This is a genomic window from Tunturibacter empetritectus, from assembly GCF_040358985.1.
In the GTDB taxonomy this organism is placed as follows: Bacteria; Acidobacteriota; Terriglobia; order Terriglobales; family Acidobacteriaceae; genus Edaphobacter; species Edaphobacter empetritectus.
Window position 1 is genome coordinate 1,034,298 of the sequence record NZ_CP132932.1, and the last position, 18,821, is coordinate 1,053,118.

Consider the following 18,821-nt stretch of genomic DNA (forward strand, 5'->3'; position numbering starts at 1 on the left):
GGCACACTGAGGGGATGGTGCGTGTCGGCGTCGATGAGAACCTTGCTCCACAGCTGCTTCTAGATCTTCCTCCCGAGGTGGAGATTGTGCGGATTCCGCGCAAACCATTGGCAACTTTGGATGTCGACTTCTGGATTCTGGTCTTCGCCCGTGCAGATGCCCGGGAGACCTTCTCCCATCTGCGCGGCATCAAGGTGGTGCAATCGATGATGGCGGGAGTGGACTGGATTGCGCCGTGGCTGCCAGAGGAGATCGTGCTCTGCGACGGGCGCGGAGTCCACGACATCTCAGCCTCAGAATGGGTTCTGACCGCGATCCTCACGTCCCTGAAGCGATTTCCGCGCTATCGCGACGCGCAGTTACTTCAGGAGTGGAAGGGTCAATCTTCTGTAACGGACGGATTTATGAATGAACGCGGTGCCGAGGTTGGACAATACCAGGTCCTGGGAGAGGACCTCACCGGAAAAACCGTCCTGATCGTCGGTTATGGCTCGATCGGCGCTGCGATTGAGGCTCGCCTGAAGCCGTTCGACGTAACGATCATGCGGCTCGCGCGCTGCCCCCGCAAAGAGCCGGAGATCTTCGCCGTTACGGAGTTGCATCGTCTGCTGCCGCAGGCCGACGTGGTGGTGCTTATCGTGCCTCTAACCCCGGAGACGCGTGGGTTGATGGGAGCAGCAGAGATTGGCCTGATGAAGCACGGCGCTCTTCTCGTCAATGCAGCCCGAGGCCCTGTCGTGGTGACAGAGGCTTTAGTGGCGGCGCTCGAACAGCATCGGGTGCGGGCGGTTCTCGACGTGACGGACCCTGAGCCGCTCCCGGCAGGCCACCCCCTCTGGTCGGCGCCAGACTGCATGATCACGCCGCACGTGGGCGGTTCCACCCCGGAGTTTATCCATCGGGCCTTTCGCTTCGGAGCGCAACAGGTGAGGCGGTTTATGGCCGGCGAAGAGTTGCAGAACATCGTAACCAAGGCAGGCTACTGACCTTCGCTCCTCGATCCCGGCCAAATTTACGGATGAGAAAAGCCCCCGACTGCACACGGCTTGAGCAGGACAAGCAGGATGAAGTTAGAACAAAAGAAATTCAGATAGGGCCGGTTTGACCGCCAGGGCTAACGTCTTCGCCCAACCTGAAGCTCGTCTACATCGTCATCGTCGTCATCTTCTTCGTCGTCATCGTCTTCTTCGTCATCATCTTCGTACTCGTCAGCTTCGTCTTCCTCCTCATCCTCGTCGTCGTTATCCTCCTCGAACTCGTCAGCCTCGTCGTCGTCTTCTTCTTCCTCGTCGTCATCGTCCTCGAACTCGTCATCTTCGTCGAGTGGCTTCTTGGCGGCGCTTACGGACACGGACGTGCAGTACAGTGAGGTCATTTCAAGGGGGCCTTCAAAGGCGGCAATGGAATCCAGACCCACGGGGAAGAAGGTTACGTTGAAGTCGAAGGTTAGGGTCTCAAGTGCCATAAAAATCTCCTGTTCAAAATGTGTACTGGGATAGGATGCAGCAGACTGAAAAAAGTGAGTGTGAAAATTCACATTTCCGTGAATTTGAAGAGTGACGAAATCTGGCTCATCCAGGGATGCAAGCCTCTGGCGGCGGTTGATTGAAGAGACTGCATCTTGGCTGTGAGTGAAGGTAAGTATCGAACAGCATCATGAATAGACCGCAAACGCCCCTGTTATGCCTCCGAGAAGGGTTGGAGCTGCTTCTCCGTGGGTGGGCTCGTCAACAGGCTGACAGCGATCAGGCACAGCAGCGAGGCGACCAAAGCTGGAAGAATAGCGTCGCGTTCACTGACCACCGCCGGAAGATGAGAGTGGACGAAGCCGGTATCCCAGAAGACCGTAACGAAGGTGCCCACTGCAATACTAGCCACCGCACCCGCTGCAGTCGCGCGTCTCCAGTAAAAGGTGGCCAGGATAACCGGCGTCAAAGCAGCGCCATAGATCGTGTAGGCGTAGAGCGACTTCTTCAGCACCGACTCGATATGGAGCGACTGGTAGAGCGCCCACAGACCAAGCAGGACCACCATCAGACGAGAGACCGCGAGAGTCTTTGTGTTCGAAGCCTGCGGATTGATATAGCGGAGATAGATGTCGTTGACCAGGTTGGTCGACGGCGAGAAGAGCCAGTTGTTCGCAGTGGAGATAATCTTCGCGAAGATGGCTCCCATCAGCAGCGCACCCAGCAGGCGAAGCTGTGCCGAGCCAGAGAAACCGTGGAGCCCCAGGTAAGCGAGAATCTCGCGGGGGCGCGCATGAACCTCTCCTCCAGGAAAAAGACTCGAGCCGGTGACTGCGAGCGCGACGATAACAGTCTCCAGAATGACGGTCCCGATGATCCATCCCACCACTGCGCGCGTGGCATCCTTCTCTGACTTGGCAGAGAAAAACTTCTGATACATCGACTGATTTCCAAGCAGCAGCAGGCAAGTGGGAAGGAACAGCTCAAGCCCCTGGATAAACGTGAGGTCTCCCAGCACCTGGAAGTGCGTGGCAGGAAGACTCGCATGGATTGCCGACCAGCCACCCGCGTGATGGACGAGGATAGGTAGCGCGATAAGCATCGTAAAGGTAGCAAGCAGGCCGATCGCAACATCCATATACGCGACCGAAGCCATACCGGCAATCGCAGTAAAGACAATAACGAACGCAGCGATAATGTATTTGCCGAAGTCGGGGGTAATCAGGTCGGGAAAGATCAGGTGCAGAATATCGCCGCCGCCGACAAACTGGTAGCTGGTCACAGCGGTGTAGCAGAAGAGAATCGCAATGACTCCGAGCACCCTTGCCGCCTGGTTATAACGAGCCTCCAGCAGATCGGGAATGGTAAACTGTGCGAACTTTCTGGCACGCGGCGCGATGAAGTAGATCAGCAGCAGGCCCGCCCAGCCGCCGCCGCCTTGCCAAAGCGCCGCGAAGCCATGCTTATAGGCATTCTCCGCTCCACCGAGCAGCGACCCCGAACCGATCCAACTCGACAGCAGCGTGAAGACCAGCACGAAGGCGGGCAACGAGCGGCCCGCCACAAGATAATCCGCCTTGGTCTTCACCTTGCCAAGACGAGTGAGCGAAACCGTGAGCAGGGTGACGACAATAACTGATAGAACGATCGCGTAGAGATTCATTAGGTTAGGTTAGGTCAGTGTACTGTCTTGCAGCCGATTCCCGCACCGTTGGCCTCGCATTGACTACGCGAAGCCGCCGGCGACAGGAAGCTCTACCAAACCCTGCACGTTGGGGCGTGCACCATAGGCTGGCCGGCTTTACAGCTGAAGGCCTTCTGGAACTCCGGCATATTCGACACCACGCCGTTGATGCGGGCGTACCCCGGCGAGTGGGGGTCCGTAATGGCGTGAACTCGCAGCACCTCCGGACGTTCATTCTCGCAGGCCCATTGCGCCATCCCGACAAAGAAACGCTGATCCGGAGTGAATCCGTCTGCGCTTGCCAGTTGCTGCCCGGCCGTCTGTTTCTTCCAGGCGATGTAGGCGAGCAGCGTCCCGCCCAGGTCGGCTACGTCTTCGCCGCTGGTCAGCTTCGAGTTGATATGAATGTCGTCCACAACGATGTACTGCGCGTATTGATCGCGAACGCAGTTGATGCGATCCTCGAAGCCCTTGGCATCGGCCGCCGTCCACCAGTCGCGAAGATTTCCCTTGTCATCGAACTGCCGGCCCTCATCGTCGAAGGCGTGCGTGAGTTCGTGGCCGATGGTCGCGCCGGTGTTTCCATAGTTTGGAGCATCATCGAGCTTCGTGTCGTAGAGCGGCGGTTGCAGAACGCCTGCAGGAAAGTTGATGTCGTTCATCTGCGGATTGAAGTAGGCGTTGACCGTGGGCGGAGTCATGCCCCACTCGTTCAGGTCTACCGGCTTGCCCAGCTTGTGCCATTGGCGTGCGTCTTCGAAGCGATAGGACCGCACGACATTGCCGATGTAGTCGCCGGGCTTTATCTCCAGCGTGGTGTAGTCGCGCCACTGGTCCGGGTATCCGATCTTATTGCGAATCACATGCAGCTTGCGCAGAGCCTCCTGTTTGGTTGCGGGGCTCATCCAGTTCAGATTCTCGATCTCCTGCTTCATGGCGGTCTCGATCTGCTCCGTCATCAGCTGCGTCTTGGCTTTGGTGTCGGCAGAGAACGTGCGTTTGACGAACTCCTGACCTAGTGCTTCGCCCAGGTCTCGGTCCACTCCACGCGTGCAGGTCTTCCAACGCGGCGGCATGGCAGGAACGCCACGCAGCGTTGTCGAATAAAAGTCAAAGTCAGCCTGCTGTAGAGGATGAGCAAGGTAGGGCGCTGCAGCGGTCAGAAAGTGAAATCGCAGATAGCCACGGAGTGCCTCGACAGATTCGGTCGTAAGCTCCGCTTGCACTGTCTTCATGAACTCAGGCTGCGCGACGTTCAGCTTCGCGACCCCAGGCGCACCCTGCGTCTCAAAGTAGTGCGGCCAATCGAAGGCAGGAGCGATCTTGCTCAGCTCGGCAATCGTCATCATGTGATACGTCTTATGCGGGTCGCGCCGCTCCACCCTCGTCAGCGAAGCTTTGGCCAGCGCCGTCTCAACGCGCAGAGTCGCATCCGCGTCGAACTTTGCCTGGTCGGAAGATTCCCCACCCAGCGTGAGCAGCTTCTGAATGTAAGCGACATATTGCTCACGCAGCTTCACACTCTTGTCGTCGGTCTTCAGGTAGTAATCGCGATCCGGCAGACCGAGTCCACCCGCACTCAGCGCCACGATCTCAACCGAAGAGTCAACCGCATCCTGATCCGTGCCGGAGTCGAAGAAAAAACTACCTGCATACTCATGGTGCAGCGAGCTGATGGCCGCCACCAGCTCGGGCCGCGTCTTCAAGGCGTCGATGCGCGCGAGGCCCGGCAGCGCAGGCTTCACGCCGAGCGCATCGATCGTCGAGGTGTTCATGCAGGCGGCAAAGTAGTCGCCGACCTTCTGTTGCACGGCGTCGCGGTTCGCGGCCTTCGCATCTGCTTCGAGAATGCCCCAGAGAAACTGCTCATTCTCGTTGCCGAGCTTGGCATAGACACTCCAGCCAGACTGGTCCGCGGGGATAGGATTCTTCTTCTCCCAACCGCCGCAGGAGAATTTGTAAAAGTCGGTGCACGGATCCGCATTGCGATCCAGACTGGAAAGGTCAAGCGATGGCGAATACGGCATTGATTCAAGGGGCTGAACCGCCTGTTGCGCGGGAAGCTGGATCGCGGCGAGCAAAAGTGCAGTGGCCGCCAGGGCTACCGGAATCTTCGAAGGCATGGGTTCTCCTGTGTGCACCATCCTACCCTCAAAATCCAGTCTTACGCCAAGTTCCGTGCTCAAGAAAGCACCTCAGATTCAGGCAGGTTAGACTTGATTTCGTACAACAACAGCAGCGTGGAGAGGCGAAACAATGATGAGTTGGAAGAAGTGTGCCGGAGCAGCTCTGGCCGCAGCCGTAAGCAGTTTGGTAGCAGGAGCGCAGACCGCGCCGATTACCTTGAGTGTCGATCTCACAGACGCTCCCCGAAAGATCCTTCACGCAACCGAGGTCATGCCGGTGACAGCCGGGCCGCTGACCGTCGTCTATCCCAAGTGGATTCCAGGCGAGCACGGACCGACCGGCCCCATCGAAAATATGGCCGGATTCTTCATCACCGCTAACGGCCAGCCCGTAAAGTGGGAGCGCGACAAGGTGGATATGTTTGCCTATCACCTCACCGTCCCGCAGGGCGTTACGCAGCTTGAGATGAAGATCGACTTCCTCGCCTCCTCCGCACTCTCAGGGTTCTCCGCAGGCGGATCGACCAGCGAAAATCTCGCGCTACTTAGTTGGAATACGCTGCTCGTCTACCCCGCCGACACCGACGCAGACAAGGTAATGTTCACGCCTTCTGTGAAGCTGCCGAGTGGTTGGAATCTCGGAACCGCGCTGGATAAAGATGGCGGCTCAGGCCAGACCTCAAACTTCAAAACTGTCAGCCTCGAGCAACTCATCGACTCGCCGGTCCTCGCCGGACGCTACTTCCGCGAGATTCCCCTCGCCCCGGAGATCTCGCCTAAACACTATCTCGACATGGCCGCCGATGGCCCCGAGCAGCTCAACCTCTCGAAGGAACACATCGCTGACTTCGACAAGCTGGTGCGCGAGACCGGCGCTCTCTACAAGTCGCGCCACTACGGCTCCTATCACTTCCTCGTCACGCTCAGCGACGAGGTCGCGCACTTCGGCCTTGAGCATCACCAGTCCAGCGACGACCGCGTGATGGCAACGACCTTCACCGACGATCGCGAGTTTGTGCTCGACGGCCTGCTGCTTCCGCACGAGTTCACCCATAGCTGGAACGGCAAGTACCGTCGTCCCGCTGGGCTTGCCACCAGCAACTACCAGAAGCCGATGGAGGGCGATCTCCTCTGGGTCTACGAAGGGTTGACCGAGTACCTCGGCGACGTGCTCGCTGCGCGCTGCGGCATCTGGACACCCGACCAATATAAGCAGCGGCTCTCCACCATCGCCGCTGAGTATGACAATCGTCCGGGCCGCACCTGGCGCGACATTCAGGACACCGCAACTGCCGCGCAGACCCTCTATGCCGCGGGTGGCGGATGGGACAACTGGCGGCTTAGCGTGGACTACTACGACGAGGGCGAACTTGTCTGGCTCGATGTTGACACCACCATCCGCAAGATGACCAATGGCAAAAAAACCATCGACGACTTCGTCGCGAAGTTCCACGGGCTCGGCGGAGACACGGGACCGAAGGTTGTGCCCTACACCTTTGACGATGTGGTCGCGGGACTGAATAGCGTCGTCGCGAACGACTGGGTTATGTTTCTGCGGAGTCGCCTCGACTCAAACTCTTATCACGCGCCACTAGGCGGTCTAGAGAATGGAGGCTATAAGCTCAGCTATACCGACAAGCCGAACGCTTGGAGCACGCTTGAAGATCAGCAGTCAGAAACTTTCAACTTCTGGTACTCCATCGGCCTGCATGCGAACAAGGTTGGGAATATCTCCGATGTTCTCAAGGGCGGAGTCGCCGACAAGAGCGGTATTGGCCCAGGGATGAAGATCGTCGCCGTCAACGGCCGAGCTTACTCCCCCGATGTGCTCAAAGCTGCGATTCACGATGCGAAGGGTTCTGGTCCAGCAGTTGAGTTGATCCTCTTGAACACTGGCTACTATAAAGTCGTTAAACTCGACTATCACGAAGGCGAACGTTATCCCACGCTGGAACGCGTCACTGCAGTTCCGGATCGCCTGGACGATATTCTGAAACCTGCAGCAAAGTAATATCCGCTCAATCAAGCGGCGGGCTTCGGAGCACTCGACATCGAAACCGGCGAACCAGGAGCCGCCGCAATGGTGAGGCCGCTTTGCTCAGCAACGAGCAGACGCTTCGCCGCTGCGGCGGCCTCTATTTCGCTATTGATCTCAGCCCCCAGCAAGAGCATCAGACCCGTCAGATAAAACCATGTAAGAAGGATAATGACCGCGCCAAGGGAGCCATACGTCACCGAATAGTTATTGAAGAGATGGACGTACAGCCGCAGACCCATTGAGGCTAGCAGCCACCCGACGATGCCGATGGCCGCACCCGGAGTAAACCAATGCCACTGGCTCCGCTTCACGTCCGGCGCAAAATAGTAGATGACCGCAAAAAAGAGCGACAGTAGAACAGCCGCGAGGAGCCAGCCGATCCCTCTTACCGTAACCGCCGCCAGCGCCGCCGCAAAGCGCTCGTTGATATGTAGATGGGCGAGCCGGGCGAAGAAGTCTGCGCCCAGCAGGGAGGCCAGTATCAGCGTAACCAGACCCATGAGCAGAATGGTCACGCCAATCGCGGACAGCCTTGCGGCGAAGTACGATCGAGTCTCTTTGACGCGGTAAACAACATTCAGCGAATCTTGAATCGCGGAGAACCCGACAGACGCGCTCCATATCGCGGCTACCAGGCCGAAGGTTAGCTTCCCACTGGTCGTAGCAGTCGTAGTCTGGTTGAAGGTCTCAAGCACCATCCCCATCGCATCGTGCGGCAGGACAATCGAAAGATAACCCAACAGAGAGTAGTAGATATGGGAGGCCGAACGCGCAGCGAGCCCGAGTAGCGCAGTAGCCGTTACGAGGCTGGGAAAGAGCGCGAAGATGAAGTAGAAACCTAGCTCCGCCGCACGTCCGACGAGATTATCGTCAAAGAAGGCAGTCCAGGTATGCTTCGCAACTACTTTGATCGGAATCCCTCTAAGATCCCATAGGGAGTGAAGCGGGGAACGCGACACAAGATCCCAGATGCGCCGCTCTACGCGAGTGCCGTGAGCCGGATCGAGTATGGGTTCCCCGGAAGAGATTACGGCTCCTATCGCCCCTGATTTGCTCATTGAACCGGCATATCGAGGGCCCTGAAAGCAGGCATTCTCGCAAGGTAGATGCCTCGCTTGTCGAAGAGGTAGCCGCGGAAACCTCGTTTTCCACTGGCTAATAATGCATAACATCACGATCGAGCATCCAATTATTGGTGAGATGAATGCATAGAACATGGCGAGGTCGGCCGTTTGCGGTGAGAAAGATGGAGCAGCTTTGGCGGCTGGTGCGCGAGAGCCACGAGCAGCCAATGACCGGAACTCCCCGGCCAGTGCAGTTGGTAAAACCAGACGAGCTCGGAGTCACCTTCATCGGACACTCCTCGTTTCTCCTGCAGGTTAACGGACGAAAGCTGCTCGTCGATCCGGTCTTTTCAAAGCGCCTGATCGTACTTCGACGACAGCGGCGACCGGGCGTCATGGTCGAGGAACTTCCTCCCATCGATGTGGTCCTGCTCACGCACGCGCACATGGACCATCTCGATATGGCATCCCTCCGCCGCGTTATTCGCGCAACGCGCAGGCTGACCGGCCAGACCCCCGAGGTCGTAGTACCCCGCGGCGTGGAGGATCTCGTCGAAAGACTAGGCTTCTCCAGGATCCACGGCCTGGCATGGTGGGACCAGATCGAGGTACAGGGCCTGAAAGTTACGATGACTCCCTGCAAGCACTGGGGCGCGAGGATGTTTCGCGACACCCATCGCGGCTACGGCGGATATGTCATAGAAGGCGGCGGCCAATCCGTCTATCACTCCGGCGACACCGCCTACTTCGATGGATTCAGGGAGATTGGTGCAAAACTCAAACCTGAAGTAGCCCTTCTGCCCATAGGCGCCTACTTTCCCGATACCTACCGCTCCGTTCACACCAGCCCGGAGGAGGCTGTACGAGGCTTCGTTGAACTCGGTGCACAGCAAATGGTGCCGATGCACTATGGCACCTTCCGTCTGGGCCGCGAGCCGATGGAAGAACCCCTGCAAAGGCTGGAAGCAGAGGGCGAGCGGCTGGGCATTAAAGGAAAAATAAAAATTCTCGCCGAGGGTGAGACGATGCACCTTTGCCCGGCAGCCAGCATCCGATAACGTATGGCTACTTCGACAGTAAATGCGAAAGCAAGTGGAACATTTTCGATAGGCGGGGATCTTACGGTCAATCGCATGGGATACGGCGCGATGCGGATCACCGGCGACGGAGTCTGGGGCGCGCCCAAAGATATAGAAGGCGCAAAGAAAGTACTTAAGCATGTCGTCGAGCTCGGCATCAACTTTATCGACACCGCAGATTCCTACGGCCCTGATGTCAGTGAGCAGCTTATCGGCGAAGCCCTGTCTCCCTATGCGAGTGGCATTGTCATTGCAACCAAAGGCGGCTTGACCAGGCAGGGCCCAAACAGATGGCTGCCGGTAGGGCGGCCGGAGTATCTGACTCAGCAGGTTGAGATGAGCTTGCGCCGATTGAAGGTCGAACGAATTGACCTCTGGCAGCTGCACCGCATTGACCCCAAGGTTCCCGTCGAAGACTCCCTCGGTGCAGTCAAAAAACTTCAGCAGCAAGGCAAGATTCGCCACATCGGCTTGAGTGAAGTAAAGCCCCACGAGATCGATCAGGCCCGCAAGGTCGTTGAGATTGTCAGCGTGCAGAACCAGTACAACATCGGCGACTGCCAGCATGAAGATGTCGTCGAGTACTGCGACAAACACAAGATCGCCTTTATCCCCTGGTTCCCCGTAGCAGCAGGCAAACTGGCCAAACCGGGAGGCAAGCTCGACGCTGCCGCAAAGCAACACAACGCAACTGTCTCGCAGCTCTCCCTCGCATGGCTGCTCCATCGTTCTCCGGTCATGCTGCCCATCCCAGGCACAACTTCGGTACAGCATCTTGAAGAGAACGTGGCAGCAGCCGACGTCAAGCTGTCTGCAGCCGAATGGAAAGAGATCGAAGACTCCGCGAAATAATAGCGAACTCCATGTTCACGCTGAAAGAGCCGCCACCGCACGGCTCTTTTCTTTTCTTCAAAAAGCTACGCAGAAATTACGCCTGGCTTCAAAGGTCTTTACGTCTTCGGCGAGTTCATATCCAGTGGCTTCGTCGTAGCCCCAACGAGGTCCTCCTGCGAGTTCCACCCCGGCAGCTCCTGCGAGCCGGTGATCAGCCTCGCCCCATCGCTGAAGGTAAGATACGTCCACGCCCACTGCCTGAAGACACTAAGCCGATTGCGAAAGCCGATAAGAAAAAAAATGTGAACCACCAGCCACGTCATCCACGCTGGAAAGCCGCTCCAGTGAGCCTTGAACGGCCATTCGATCTTGGCCACAGCCGCCTTGCGCCCGATCGTCGCCATGTCCCCTTTATCAAAGTAGCGAAACTGTTCGTCCTTGCCGCTCCCATCGCTGCCGAGCCCCGCGGCCACCAGCCTTCCTATACGCTTTGCGGCATAACGGCCCATCTGCATCGCAGGCTGCGCCACACCTGGCACCTGCTTCCCGTCCTGCTCGAAGTGAGCCAGATCACCGCAGATAAAAATCTCCGGATGCCCCGGCGGATTCAGATGCCCATCTACAAACACCGCACCACGCTTATCAATCTCGACACCCAGCATCTTTCCGAGCGGCGAAGCCTGCACGCCCGCCGCCCATAGCGTAACCACCGCGTCGATCCGCTCTGAGCCGACCATCACATAGCCGGGCTGCACATCGCTGACATGAGCGCCGGTGCGCACCTTCACATTAAGTTCGGCTAACTGCTGCAAAGCCTTCTGCTGCAGATCCTCAGGATAGGCGGCAAGAATATTCGGCCCGCCCTCAAGAATCAGAACCTGCGCCATCGAAGGATCGATATGACGAAAGTCCCGCGCCATATAAAGCCGCGCAATATCGCTGATAGCCCCGGCAAGCTCCACCCCCGTCGGGCCGCCGCCGATGATCACAAAGTTCAAAGCTGGATGTGTTCCGGTCTCCATCATCTGCCGCTCTGCCAGCTCAAAGGCCAGCAGCACCCGCCGCCGAATTTCAGTCGCATCTTCGACCGTCTTCAGTCCCGGCGCAAGCACGGCCCAGTCGTCCCTGCCGAAGTAAGAGTGCGTCGACCCCGTCGCAAGGATCAGGTAGTCGTACTCAAGCTGCACGCCGGTCTTCAGATGAACCCGCTGCTGCGCCAGGTCAATGCCCACAGCCTCATCCATCAGAACATCGACATTCGGATGATCCCGCACCAGCGTGCGGATAGGCTGCGCAATGTCGGCAGGCGAGAGCACCGCCAGCGCAACCTGGTACAGCAGAGGCTGAAACAGATAGTAGTTTCTGCGATCCACCAAAGTGACATCGACTGGCAGTTTACCCAGCGCCGTCACCGCATTGACCCCGCCAAAGCCTCCGCCCAGAATCACGACTCGCTTTCGTACCGGTCCGCTTCCTGTTGCCGTTGATACCGCCATCGTTCAAGGCTCCTCGGTGTGACATATCCACTATCTGATGCCGAATTGAGCTGTTCGGCGTTGCCGGAATTTTCTGCTTCCTTCGACGATCTTCTCCCAAAGGGGTTACAAAAAAGCGAATCTTTACACCAAAAAGAATCGGAGATCAAAGAATAGAGGATCAAGACTCGATAAATAAAAATTAGGGCTGTTTCTGCAAGGTAAGCGAGAGGAAGCCCTGTGTGCCTGTACCCACGGCGAGGTTCGTCGTCTCAGCTATGCCCGGGATCTGCTGCGGAACAACCGTCAACAGTCCGTTCGCGTCCGAGACAGCAAAAGACTGCGAGGAGGCAAGCACAGGTGCGATAGGACAACGCCCCCGATTCGGACACGCCGGTTGCCAGGCCCTCACAGTCTCAAAGATCTGGACCACAGCCCCCCCAACAGGATGAGACGCCGTATCCGTAACCTGCAGAACAACCGGCACAATTGTTCCATTCGCCGGAACAATCAGATTGGCTCCGCTCACCGCGATCACCCGCAGGTCCGCAAGATCCACGCCCGCTGTAGTAAACGAAGCGCAGACGTTCGTCCACGCACAGCCAGAGAGCGTCGCCTCAGCACCCGCCGCCAACGGGCCAGCCGTCGCAACCGTCTGCGCAATCCCCTGCGAGTTCACCACAGAGCTGGCCGGCGCCACCGACACAACACCCGAAGTCGTCTGCCAGCCAACCGGCACCCCTGCAGTAGCGGCAAAGTTATCGCTCACGCTGACCTGTGGAGTCCATGCAAAGGTTGTGCCCGCAGCAATGTACTCCATCGCCTGCACCGCAATCGCCGTCTGCACCCGCGCCGCCGCCATGAAGGAAGCAGCCACCATGCCATCGACTCCAGCCGCCTGCAGCGCAATCGTACCCGAACTTAAAGGAGTCACCAGCGTCGATGCCATTCCGTTGGCATCCGTGTTGACGACGCAGCTGGCCGTCCCACAGGCGGCGAACTGCACCGTGCCTGCGGTCGCAGTAAACGTAACCTCCTCACCCACCACTGGAGTCGCCCCATCGCCGTTTGACACCTTCACCGCAAACGGCGTCGCAGCACTCAACCCAGCCTGCACCAGGCCCGATGGCGCACTCACCAGGCTGAACACAGGCACCGGCGCGGCATAGCTCAGCGCCTGCGTCATCACCGTCGTCCCCCCCGTAGACAGATCCGTCACAGCAACATCGGCCACCAGCCCGGTCGTGGACCCCAGAGCATGAATCGAAGGTGCCGTCGCCACAATCGTATTCGCAGTCCAACTCGAAACCGTTGCTGCAACCCCATTGACGGTCACCGTATCTCCGGTGCGAAAGCCCATTCCCGTGATGGTAATCACGCCTCCCGACGCGTTCATCGTGGCTGGGCTCAACGAGTCTGCGTAGAGCACGCGCGCCCCATAGTTGAAATCAGGCCGCCCATCGCCACGCTGATCCGCGATCCCAATTCGTAACTGATTCGGTTGCGTAAACGAGGTGGCCAGCCTGGTCATGCCGTTTGCCTCGCCATTAAAGGCCTCACCTGCACTGGCAACTCCAGGCAATGAGCCCAGCGCATCCGTCGCGTTCCACACGCCGATCACCGGCATCGCCTTTACGTTGCTCGCGAACCCCTGCTCATCTTCCGCCGTCACCTCAACCGTCAACGAGCGATTGGCTTTGACCGAGAGCGAAGACCACGCAGAGTGCCCATACTCGCAAAGCTGATCCTGCCACCATCCCTGCGCCGGCACTGCCGCGGGAGCAGCCTCCGTCCCGTCCGTGCCAGAGTTGCAGGCGGTCACTGGATTGTCGGTCTCCCAATCGAGATGCGCTTGCGCGTAGCTGCCGTAGATTCCTTCAGTAAGCACCGGGTCCGAGCCGGAGGGTGCCACGGTATTGGCGATGTAAGGTCCCACCGCATATTGCCCCGTATACAGCGGATTGACAGGTTCGGTCTCCAGAATCAGTTGCTGCCAGCTGCCGGGGAGCATCGGTATTCGTTGAATCAACGTATATCCCTGGTACCACGAGTCCTGGGTCCCCTGACTCCCTGCCATGGACGAATCCGTACCCGTCACCGGGTTGCCATTCGATTGACGGTACAACGAACCCGAGACACCGGAAGCAACGTACCAGTCTTCAATCTGCGCCGGCAGCGTGAACTGCGGCCATCGACGTACGACGACGTTCACCCCCTGCATCCCCTCCACGCCCGGAAAACTCATATGACCGTTAAGCTCATTCGCATTCAGCAGGCTGTCCTGCTTCCCCGGGCCCGCCTGCCCTTGAGCGATGAAGTAAAGTTGCGCCAGTGCCGACAGGTCGTCCGGCCGCAAGGTAAACGGTTGCGGCATGCACTGGTAGGTATACGAGCTACAAATAATGTCGATCGGATGCATCACCGGCCAGTACAGCGCCTGGTTGACCGTAGGTTGCGGGCTGTCAGTAAAGACATTGTCATTGGTCTGCGACCACCCCAGGCCAAGCACGCGCCCAAACGCCCTCATCAACTGGTACTGCAGCTGCATCTGTTGCTGAGGTGCAGGCCCGGCACATCGGCCATTGAGGATAAGAATCGCGTGCTGAATGAAACCCGCCGGCACGATCGAGTCAACGCTCTCGGTCACGCCGTTCTGCAGGCACCCCGACGGGTCGCTCGCTCCACTGCCCAGCAAAAGATCCGTGACCGAACCATCCCTGTCGTAGATGACGGCAATCTGCTTGGCCAGATAGTTGCTGCTCTCGACATCCGCCGGAAAGATTGGCCCATTCGATCCGAGAAAAGCATTCGCTCCGCTCACATGCTCCTCGAGCGCGCCACCGTGCGAAAGCACCAGGCTCGCGGTCGGAACATTCCACACCGCGGCTGCCGCCGCAACAAGAGCATCCGCAGCCGCATGGTTCACATTCGAGCTCAGATCGCCGGGGTCCGTAAAATAAAGCGGCTGATTCGTGTACCAGACCACCGGAACCCCGGAGGTCGTAAAGTACGGTGGCCCCGTCACCCAGCGCGGCCCACCGGCCCAAACCGTCGCCGCGCTCGCGAACCACAAGATCGCCATCGTCCAAAGAGTCTGCCGTCGTATCTCGGTTCGAGTTCGTAAGCTGGGGTCAGGGCGTGACATGCTGCGCCTTCTGCCATGAGTTCAACAACCCCAGCACCACATCCACCGAAGCCTGCTGCGCGGGGGTCGATGCATCCGACGCATTGGTGTATCCAAGCGGCTGAACCGGCGATACCTCCCTGCCAACCGATCCCGCTGCGACCACCTGCCCGGCCTGCTGCCCAGTCGCACCCGGCCCAGTCGCACCCAGCTGAGGAAACGTACTCGCTGGCCTCACCGCCTCACTGCGATAAGCCACCGTACGCGGCAACCTCGCGCCCAGCCATCGAAGGTCGACAAACGACGACGAAGATGGCGGAGCCACCAATCTCTCCGCCACGACACCGGCCTTCCCCGGGCTCACCCCCGCGCCCTGGCGAATCGGAATAGCTCCATCAAGCCCCTCAACCGGCGAGCTCATCCCGCCCGCGCTCGGAGCATGCAGCAGCATCAGCAGGCGTTGTCCCACGCGATACCGCTCAGCGCCACCGGCCCAAAGCCCGCCCCACTCCCGCAACCTGTACGGCTGGCCGGTTCTGCACCCAAGAATCGCCTCATCGACGCGAAAATCAACCTCGACGACCCCTGACGCTGGCCGAACACCGACGGGAAGCCGCACCGCCAGCACCTGCCCCATGAAGATGACGCCTGCCCGGTCCGACATCTCGTGTAGAACATCCGTAACCATCTGCGCTCCCGCAGAGGGAGCCGCCTGGCCCCAGGCCATCGAAGCCGCCAGCAGCGCAGTCACAGCAACGGCGCGCAGCCGAAAAAAAACTCGCAGCATCCCAGCCATGCAGGCCATCCCGTCCCTCCGTCCTCTCCTTGTTCTTCGTCAGGAGAGTCACGTTACGAACGGTTGTCCTGTTTCCGTACACTGCGCCACCTTGCAGCTAGATCTCCGGGTAGAAGTCGAAGAACGCGTCGATGCTCATCCGCAGCTGCGCCTCAATCTGCTCCCGGCTGCCCTCCAGCACATGCAGCGTCACATGCGCCTCGTTGCCGTTCTTCAGGGTTACAGGCGCCTCGCCCACGGACGCGATCTCATCCGCAGGTAACAGCCTCATTCCATACACCAGGGTCAGGTTTGCCATAGTCTCAATTGTTTCACTAATCCCGCCAAAAACCCCGCTTTGCATCTTTTCCCCCCGTGGCGCATTTACACTAGTGGAGCTTATATGCCCGAAAACATAACGCACGACACTGTCATCCTCGGTTCAGGCTGCGCCGGACTCACTGCCGCCATCTACACCGGCCGCGCCAACCTCAAGCCGCTCGTCCTTGAAGGCCACGAGCCCGGCGGCCAGCTCTCCATCACCACGCTGGTGGAAAACTTTCCCGGCTGGCCCGAGGGCGTCCAGGGTCCCGACCTCATCGAGAACATGAAGAAGCAGGCCGTCCGCTTCGGAGCCGAACTCCGCATGGCCCACCTCAGCTCCATCGACCTCACCAAACGTCCCTTCGCCCTCAACCTCGGCAAGGAGACCATCCACACCCGTACCCTCATCATCGCCTCCGGTGCCAGCGCACGCTGGCTGAACCTCCCCTCCGAGCAGGCCCTCATCGGCCACGGCGTCACCTCCTGCGCCACCTGTGACGGCTTCTTCGCCTCCGGCAAAGAGATCGCCGTCATCGGCGGCGGCGACACCGCCATGGAAGAGGCTCTCTTCCTCACCCGCTTCGCCACCAAGGTCACCATCATCAACCGCAGCGAGAAGTTCCGCGCCTCCAAGATCATGCTCGACCGCGCCATGGCTCACCCCAACATCCGCTTCCTCTCCAGCACCATCGTTGAAGAGGTCCTCGGCGTAGAAGAGAAGGACGTCAAGGGCCTCCGCGTCAAAAATCAGGTCTCCGGCGAGCAGTACGTTCTGCCGGTAGCCTTCATGTTCCTGGCCATCGGCCACATCCCCAACGCCGAAGCCTTCCGCGGCATGATCGACCTCGACCCCGAGGGCTATATCCAGACGCGCAACAACGTCTTCACCACCCATAACGGCGAGATCATCCCCGGCGTCTTCGCCTGCGGAGACATCCAGGATCGCCGCTACCGCCAGGCCATCACCGCCGCCGGCTCCGGCTGCATGGCCGCCCTCGAGGTCGAAAAGTACCTCGAAGAACACGGCCGCTGATCGAGTAAGCTATCCGGGACGATCTTCGCAGGAGAACCGACGCACGATGAAGATTGCAGGTCCGATAGTCTGGAGTAGTCCTTCGACATGGCCTTGGATGGTTTACGCGTGGGCGGCATTTGCGTTAATCGGCGCAGCTAAACCAGCTTGGCATTGGTTACAACGGGGCAGAGGAGAGAGTTGGCCACTTGCCGATGGACGGATCGACTCTGCACAAATCTCGAAACCTGGCTTCTCCTTAACCGTCAAAAGCGGTCACTATCTAGCGGAGCTCCTCTACTCCTACTCTTTCGCTGGCGTCAGCTACTCTGGCCGTTACACTCGCGACATCCCCGCCGCAGAAGAGGCCGACGAATTCATCCGCGATCTTCAAGGTAAGGCGATAGCAGTTCACTACAACCCGGAAAAGCCTTCACGTTCTGCTTTGCTCGAACGCGACGTCGAATTGTTGCTTCAGAGCCGCACACCAGTACCTCTCGCGTCGTTGCCACCACCAAGGTCAATACCGTCGTCGATCAGCTCCCTTCTTCCAATCTTTATTGCTCTCTCCGTCGTAGGTCTCGTATTGAGTCTGTGGGTCCATCTCGGCGCCGTGATGGGGAAGCGTGTAGCTCCCGAATCCTTTTTCTGGATTCTTCACATGGGAGTCTTCGTTGTGTGGCTGCCTGCAGTGCTAGTTGCCCAAAGACTCGTTGGGACTACGAACCGCAAGGATTTCTGGAAGGTCGTCTTAAGAAATTCCCCTGACTGGATGCGTTACATGGTCTACGCCTTTGGAGGGTATGCAGTGGTCAACTTTCTTTTGTTCATGGTCAATGCTCCCAATGGAGAAAATGGTACAAATCCTCCTGCGACAGTATGGAGAGGATTCTCCGGACATTGGATGGCTTTTTATTCAGCCGCCTTAGCTATCTTGTACAGTGCATCGCGAAGCTCGGCACCCATCGATCACTCATGACGACCATCTCTCAAATGAGTAAAAGAACACGGCCGCTAAACCGCAACCTGGTCGATTGACCCGCCCTCAACACCCCTGCGAGACTCACCCCTATGCAATACAGCGGCAAGGTCGAATATGCTCAGCAGCGCAAGATACGCGAACGCAACACCGCCCTCTACCGCCTCGCCCACTGGCCCATCTGGATCTGGGTCTTCTTCCTCGCCCCCGGCCCGCTGACCTTCTCGCTCTTCGCCCACGGCTTCGGAAGCGGCAACCTCACCTGGCTCATCGCAGTCCTCATCGGCACCGGCATCGCCGCCCTGCGCGGCAGCCTTCCCGGCTCCGAGCCGCGCCCCTACATCCTTCGCTTCGACGAGGACAAGCCCAACCCCCTCTACCGCCGCGTCTGCTACACCTTCGCCTGGAGCGCAGTCCTCACCTTCGCTCTCCTCAACCTCACCGGACTCCTCCTCGCCGCAGCCATCGGCCACTGGTATATGCAGCAGATCTACCACTACGCCTACTTACCTCTCTGCGGAACCATCCTGCTCTTAGGCGCTCTGGGCGTACTCCCCCGCGTCCGACCCTCGACCAAAGGCGAAGGAACAGAACGCCGCTACTTCTACGGCTCCGTCTGGGCTGTAACCATCTCACAAGCCATCCTGCTGCTCTTCTGGAAGACCCTCCCCGCAACCCGCGCAGCCAGCCTGACGAAACTAGCCATCTTCGCCGCTTCCCTTCTCCTCATGGGCTTAGCCGCCTACCGAGGCAGTCTCCCGCGCACCCGCCCCATCGTCCCCGGCGAGCTCATGGTCGCCGACTAAATATAAAAACAAAATGCGACATATAGTCGGAATCT

Annotated in this window: 15 protein-coding genes; 7 read left to right on the forward strand and 8 right to left on the reverse strand. The window is 58.8% G+C overall.

Translation table 11 applies throughout. The features are described 5' to 3' along the window. Window positions 1-14 precede the first annotated feature (14 nt). A complete protein-coding gene (locus RBB75_RS04220) occupies window positions 15-986 on the forward strand; it encodes a 2-hydroxyacid dehydrogenase (protein ID WP_353069650.1) in 972 nt (323 codons plus the stop codon). Window positions 987-1,114: 128 nt separating this feature from the next. Here RBB75_RS04220 and RBB75_RS04225 read toward each other — a convergent pair whose 3' ends face one another. From RBB75_RS04225 to RBB75_RS04235, 3 genes are all read right to left on the reverse strand, one after another. Further along, entirely contained in the window at window positions 1,115-1,465 is a 351-nt protein-coding gene (locus tag RBB75_RS04225) for a hypothetical protein (RefSeq protein WP_353069651.1), read from the reverse strand. A gap of 215 nt (window positions 1,466-1,680) precedes the next feature. Further along, the gene (locus RBB75_RS04230; RefSeq protein ID WP_353069653.1) at window positions 1,681-3,129 is read right to left on the reverse strand and encodes a sodium:solute symporter family protein; all 1,449 of its coding nucleotides are present in this window, start codon (window positions 3,127-3,129) and stop codon (window positions 1,681-1,683) included. Between the two features lie 92 nt (window positions 3,130-3,221). Further along, window positions 3,222-5,273, reverse strand: a complete 2,052-nt coding sequence (locus RBB75_RS04235) for a M13 family metallopeptidase (protein WP_353069654.1) — start codon at window positions 5,271-5,273, stop codon at window positions 3,222-3,224. 133 nt (window positions 5,274-5,406) lie between these two features. On the opposite strand from RBB75_RS04235, the gene RBB75_RS04240 reads away from it, so the two are divergent. Beyond that, window positions 5,407-7,287, forward strand: coding sequence for a M61 family metallopeptidase (locus tag RBB75_RS04240; protein ID WP_353069656.1), 1,881 nt, complete (start codon window positions 5,407-5,409; stop codon window positions 7,285-7,287). Window positions 7,288-7,298: 11 nt separating this feature from the next. On the opposite strand, the gene RBB75_RS04245 is transcribed toward RBB75_RS04240, so the two are convergent. Continuing rightward, complete coding sequence (locus RBB75_RS04245; protein ID WP_353069657.1) at window positions 7,299-8,372, reverse strand: YihY/virulence factor BrkB family protein; 1,074 nt, start codon at window positions 8,370-8,372, stop codon at window positions 7,299-7,301. A gap of 146 nt (window positions 8,373-8,518) precedes the next feature. Between RBB75_RS04245 and RBB75_RS04250 the strand changes: the two genes are divergently transcribed. Both RBB75_RS04250 and RBB75_RS04255 read left to right on the forward strand, forming a co-directional pair. Beyond that, entirely contained in the window at window positions 8,519-9,436 is a 918-nt protein-coding gene (locus tag RBB75_RS04250; protein ID WP_179639475.1) for an MBL fold metallo-hydrolase, read from the forward strand. Window positions 9,437-9,439: 3 nt separating this feature from the next. Beyond that, a complete protein-coding gene (locus RBB75_RS04255) occupies window positions 9,440-10,309 on the forward strand; it encodes an aldo/keto reductase (protein ID WP_179639476.1) in 870 nt (289 codons plus the stop codon). A gap of 98 nt (window positions 10,310-10,407) precedes the next feature. On the opposite strand, the gene RBB75_RS04260 is transcribed toward RBB75_RS04255, so the two are convergent. The 4 genes from RBB75_RS04260 to RBB75_RS04275 all read right to left on the reverse strand — a co-directional run bounded on the left by RBB75_RS04260 (window position 10,408) and on the right by RBB75_RS04275 (window position 15,984). Further along, window positions 10,408-11,787, reverse strand: coding sequence for an NAD(P)/FAD-dependent oxidoreductase (locus tag RBB75_RS04260; protein WP_179639477.1), 1,380 nt, complete (start codon window positions 11,785-11,787; stop codon window positions 10,408-10,410). A 181-nt stretch (window positions 11,788-11,968) separates the two neighbouring features. Then, complete coding sequence (locus tag RBB75_RS04265; protein ID WP_353069658.1) at window positions 11,969-14,911, reverse strand: IPT/TIG domain-containing protein; 2,943 nt, start codon at window positions 14,909-14,911, stop codon at window positions 11,969-11,971. Beyond that, the gene (locus RBB75_RS04270) at window positions 14,898-15,695 is read right to left on the reverse strand and encodes a hypothetical protein (RefSeq protein WP_353069660.1); all 798 of its coding nucleotides are present in this window, start codon (window positions 15,693-15,695) and stop codon (window positions 14,898-14,900) included. The genes RBB75_RS04265 and RBB75_RS04270 overlap by 14 nt, the downstream gene beginning before the upstream one ends. Window positions 15,696-15,783: 88 nt before the next feature. Next, window positions 15,784-15,984 carry an allantoinase gene (locus RBB75_RS04275; RefSeq protein ID WP_179639480.1) on the reverse strand — a complete coding sequence of 67 codons (201 nt, stop codon included), beginning with the start codon at window positions 15,982-15,984 and terminating at the stop codon, window positions 15,784-15,786. A gap of 84 nt (window positions 15,985-16,068) precedes the next feature. Between RBB75_RS04275 and trxB the strand changes: the two genes are divergently transcribed. The 3 genes from trxB to RBB75_RS04290 all read left to right on the forward strand — a co-directional run bounded on the left by trxB (window position 16,069) and on the right by RBB75_RS04290 (window position 18,786). Further along, a complete protein-coding gene (trxB, locus tag RBB75_RS04280) occupies window positions 16,069-17,022 on the forward strand; it encodes a thioredoxin-disulfide reductase (protein WP_353069662.1) in 954 nt (317 codons plus the stop codon). Window positions 17,023-17,068: 46 nt separating this feature from the next. Then, the gene (locus RBB75_RS04285; RefSeq protein WP_179639482.1) at window positions 17,069-17,980 is read left to right on the forward strand and encodes a DUF3592 domain-containing protein; all 912 of its coding nucleotides are present in this window, start codon (window positions 17,069-17,071) and stop codon (window positions 17,978-17,980) included. A 92-nt stretch (window positions 17,981-18,072) separates the two neighbouring features. Then, a complete protein-coding gene (locus RBB75_RS04290) occupies window positions 18,073-18,786 on the forward strand; it encodes a hypothetical protein (RefSeq protein WP_353069664.1) in 714 nt (237 codons plus the stop codon). Window positions 18,787-18,821 lie beyond the last annotated feature (35 nt).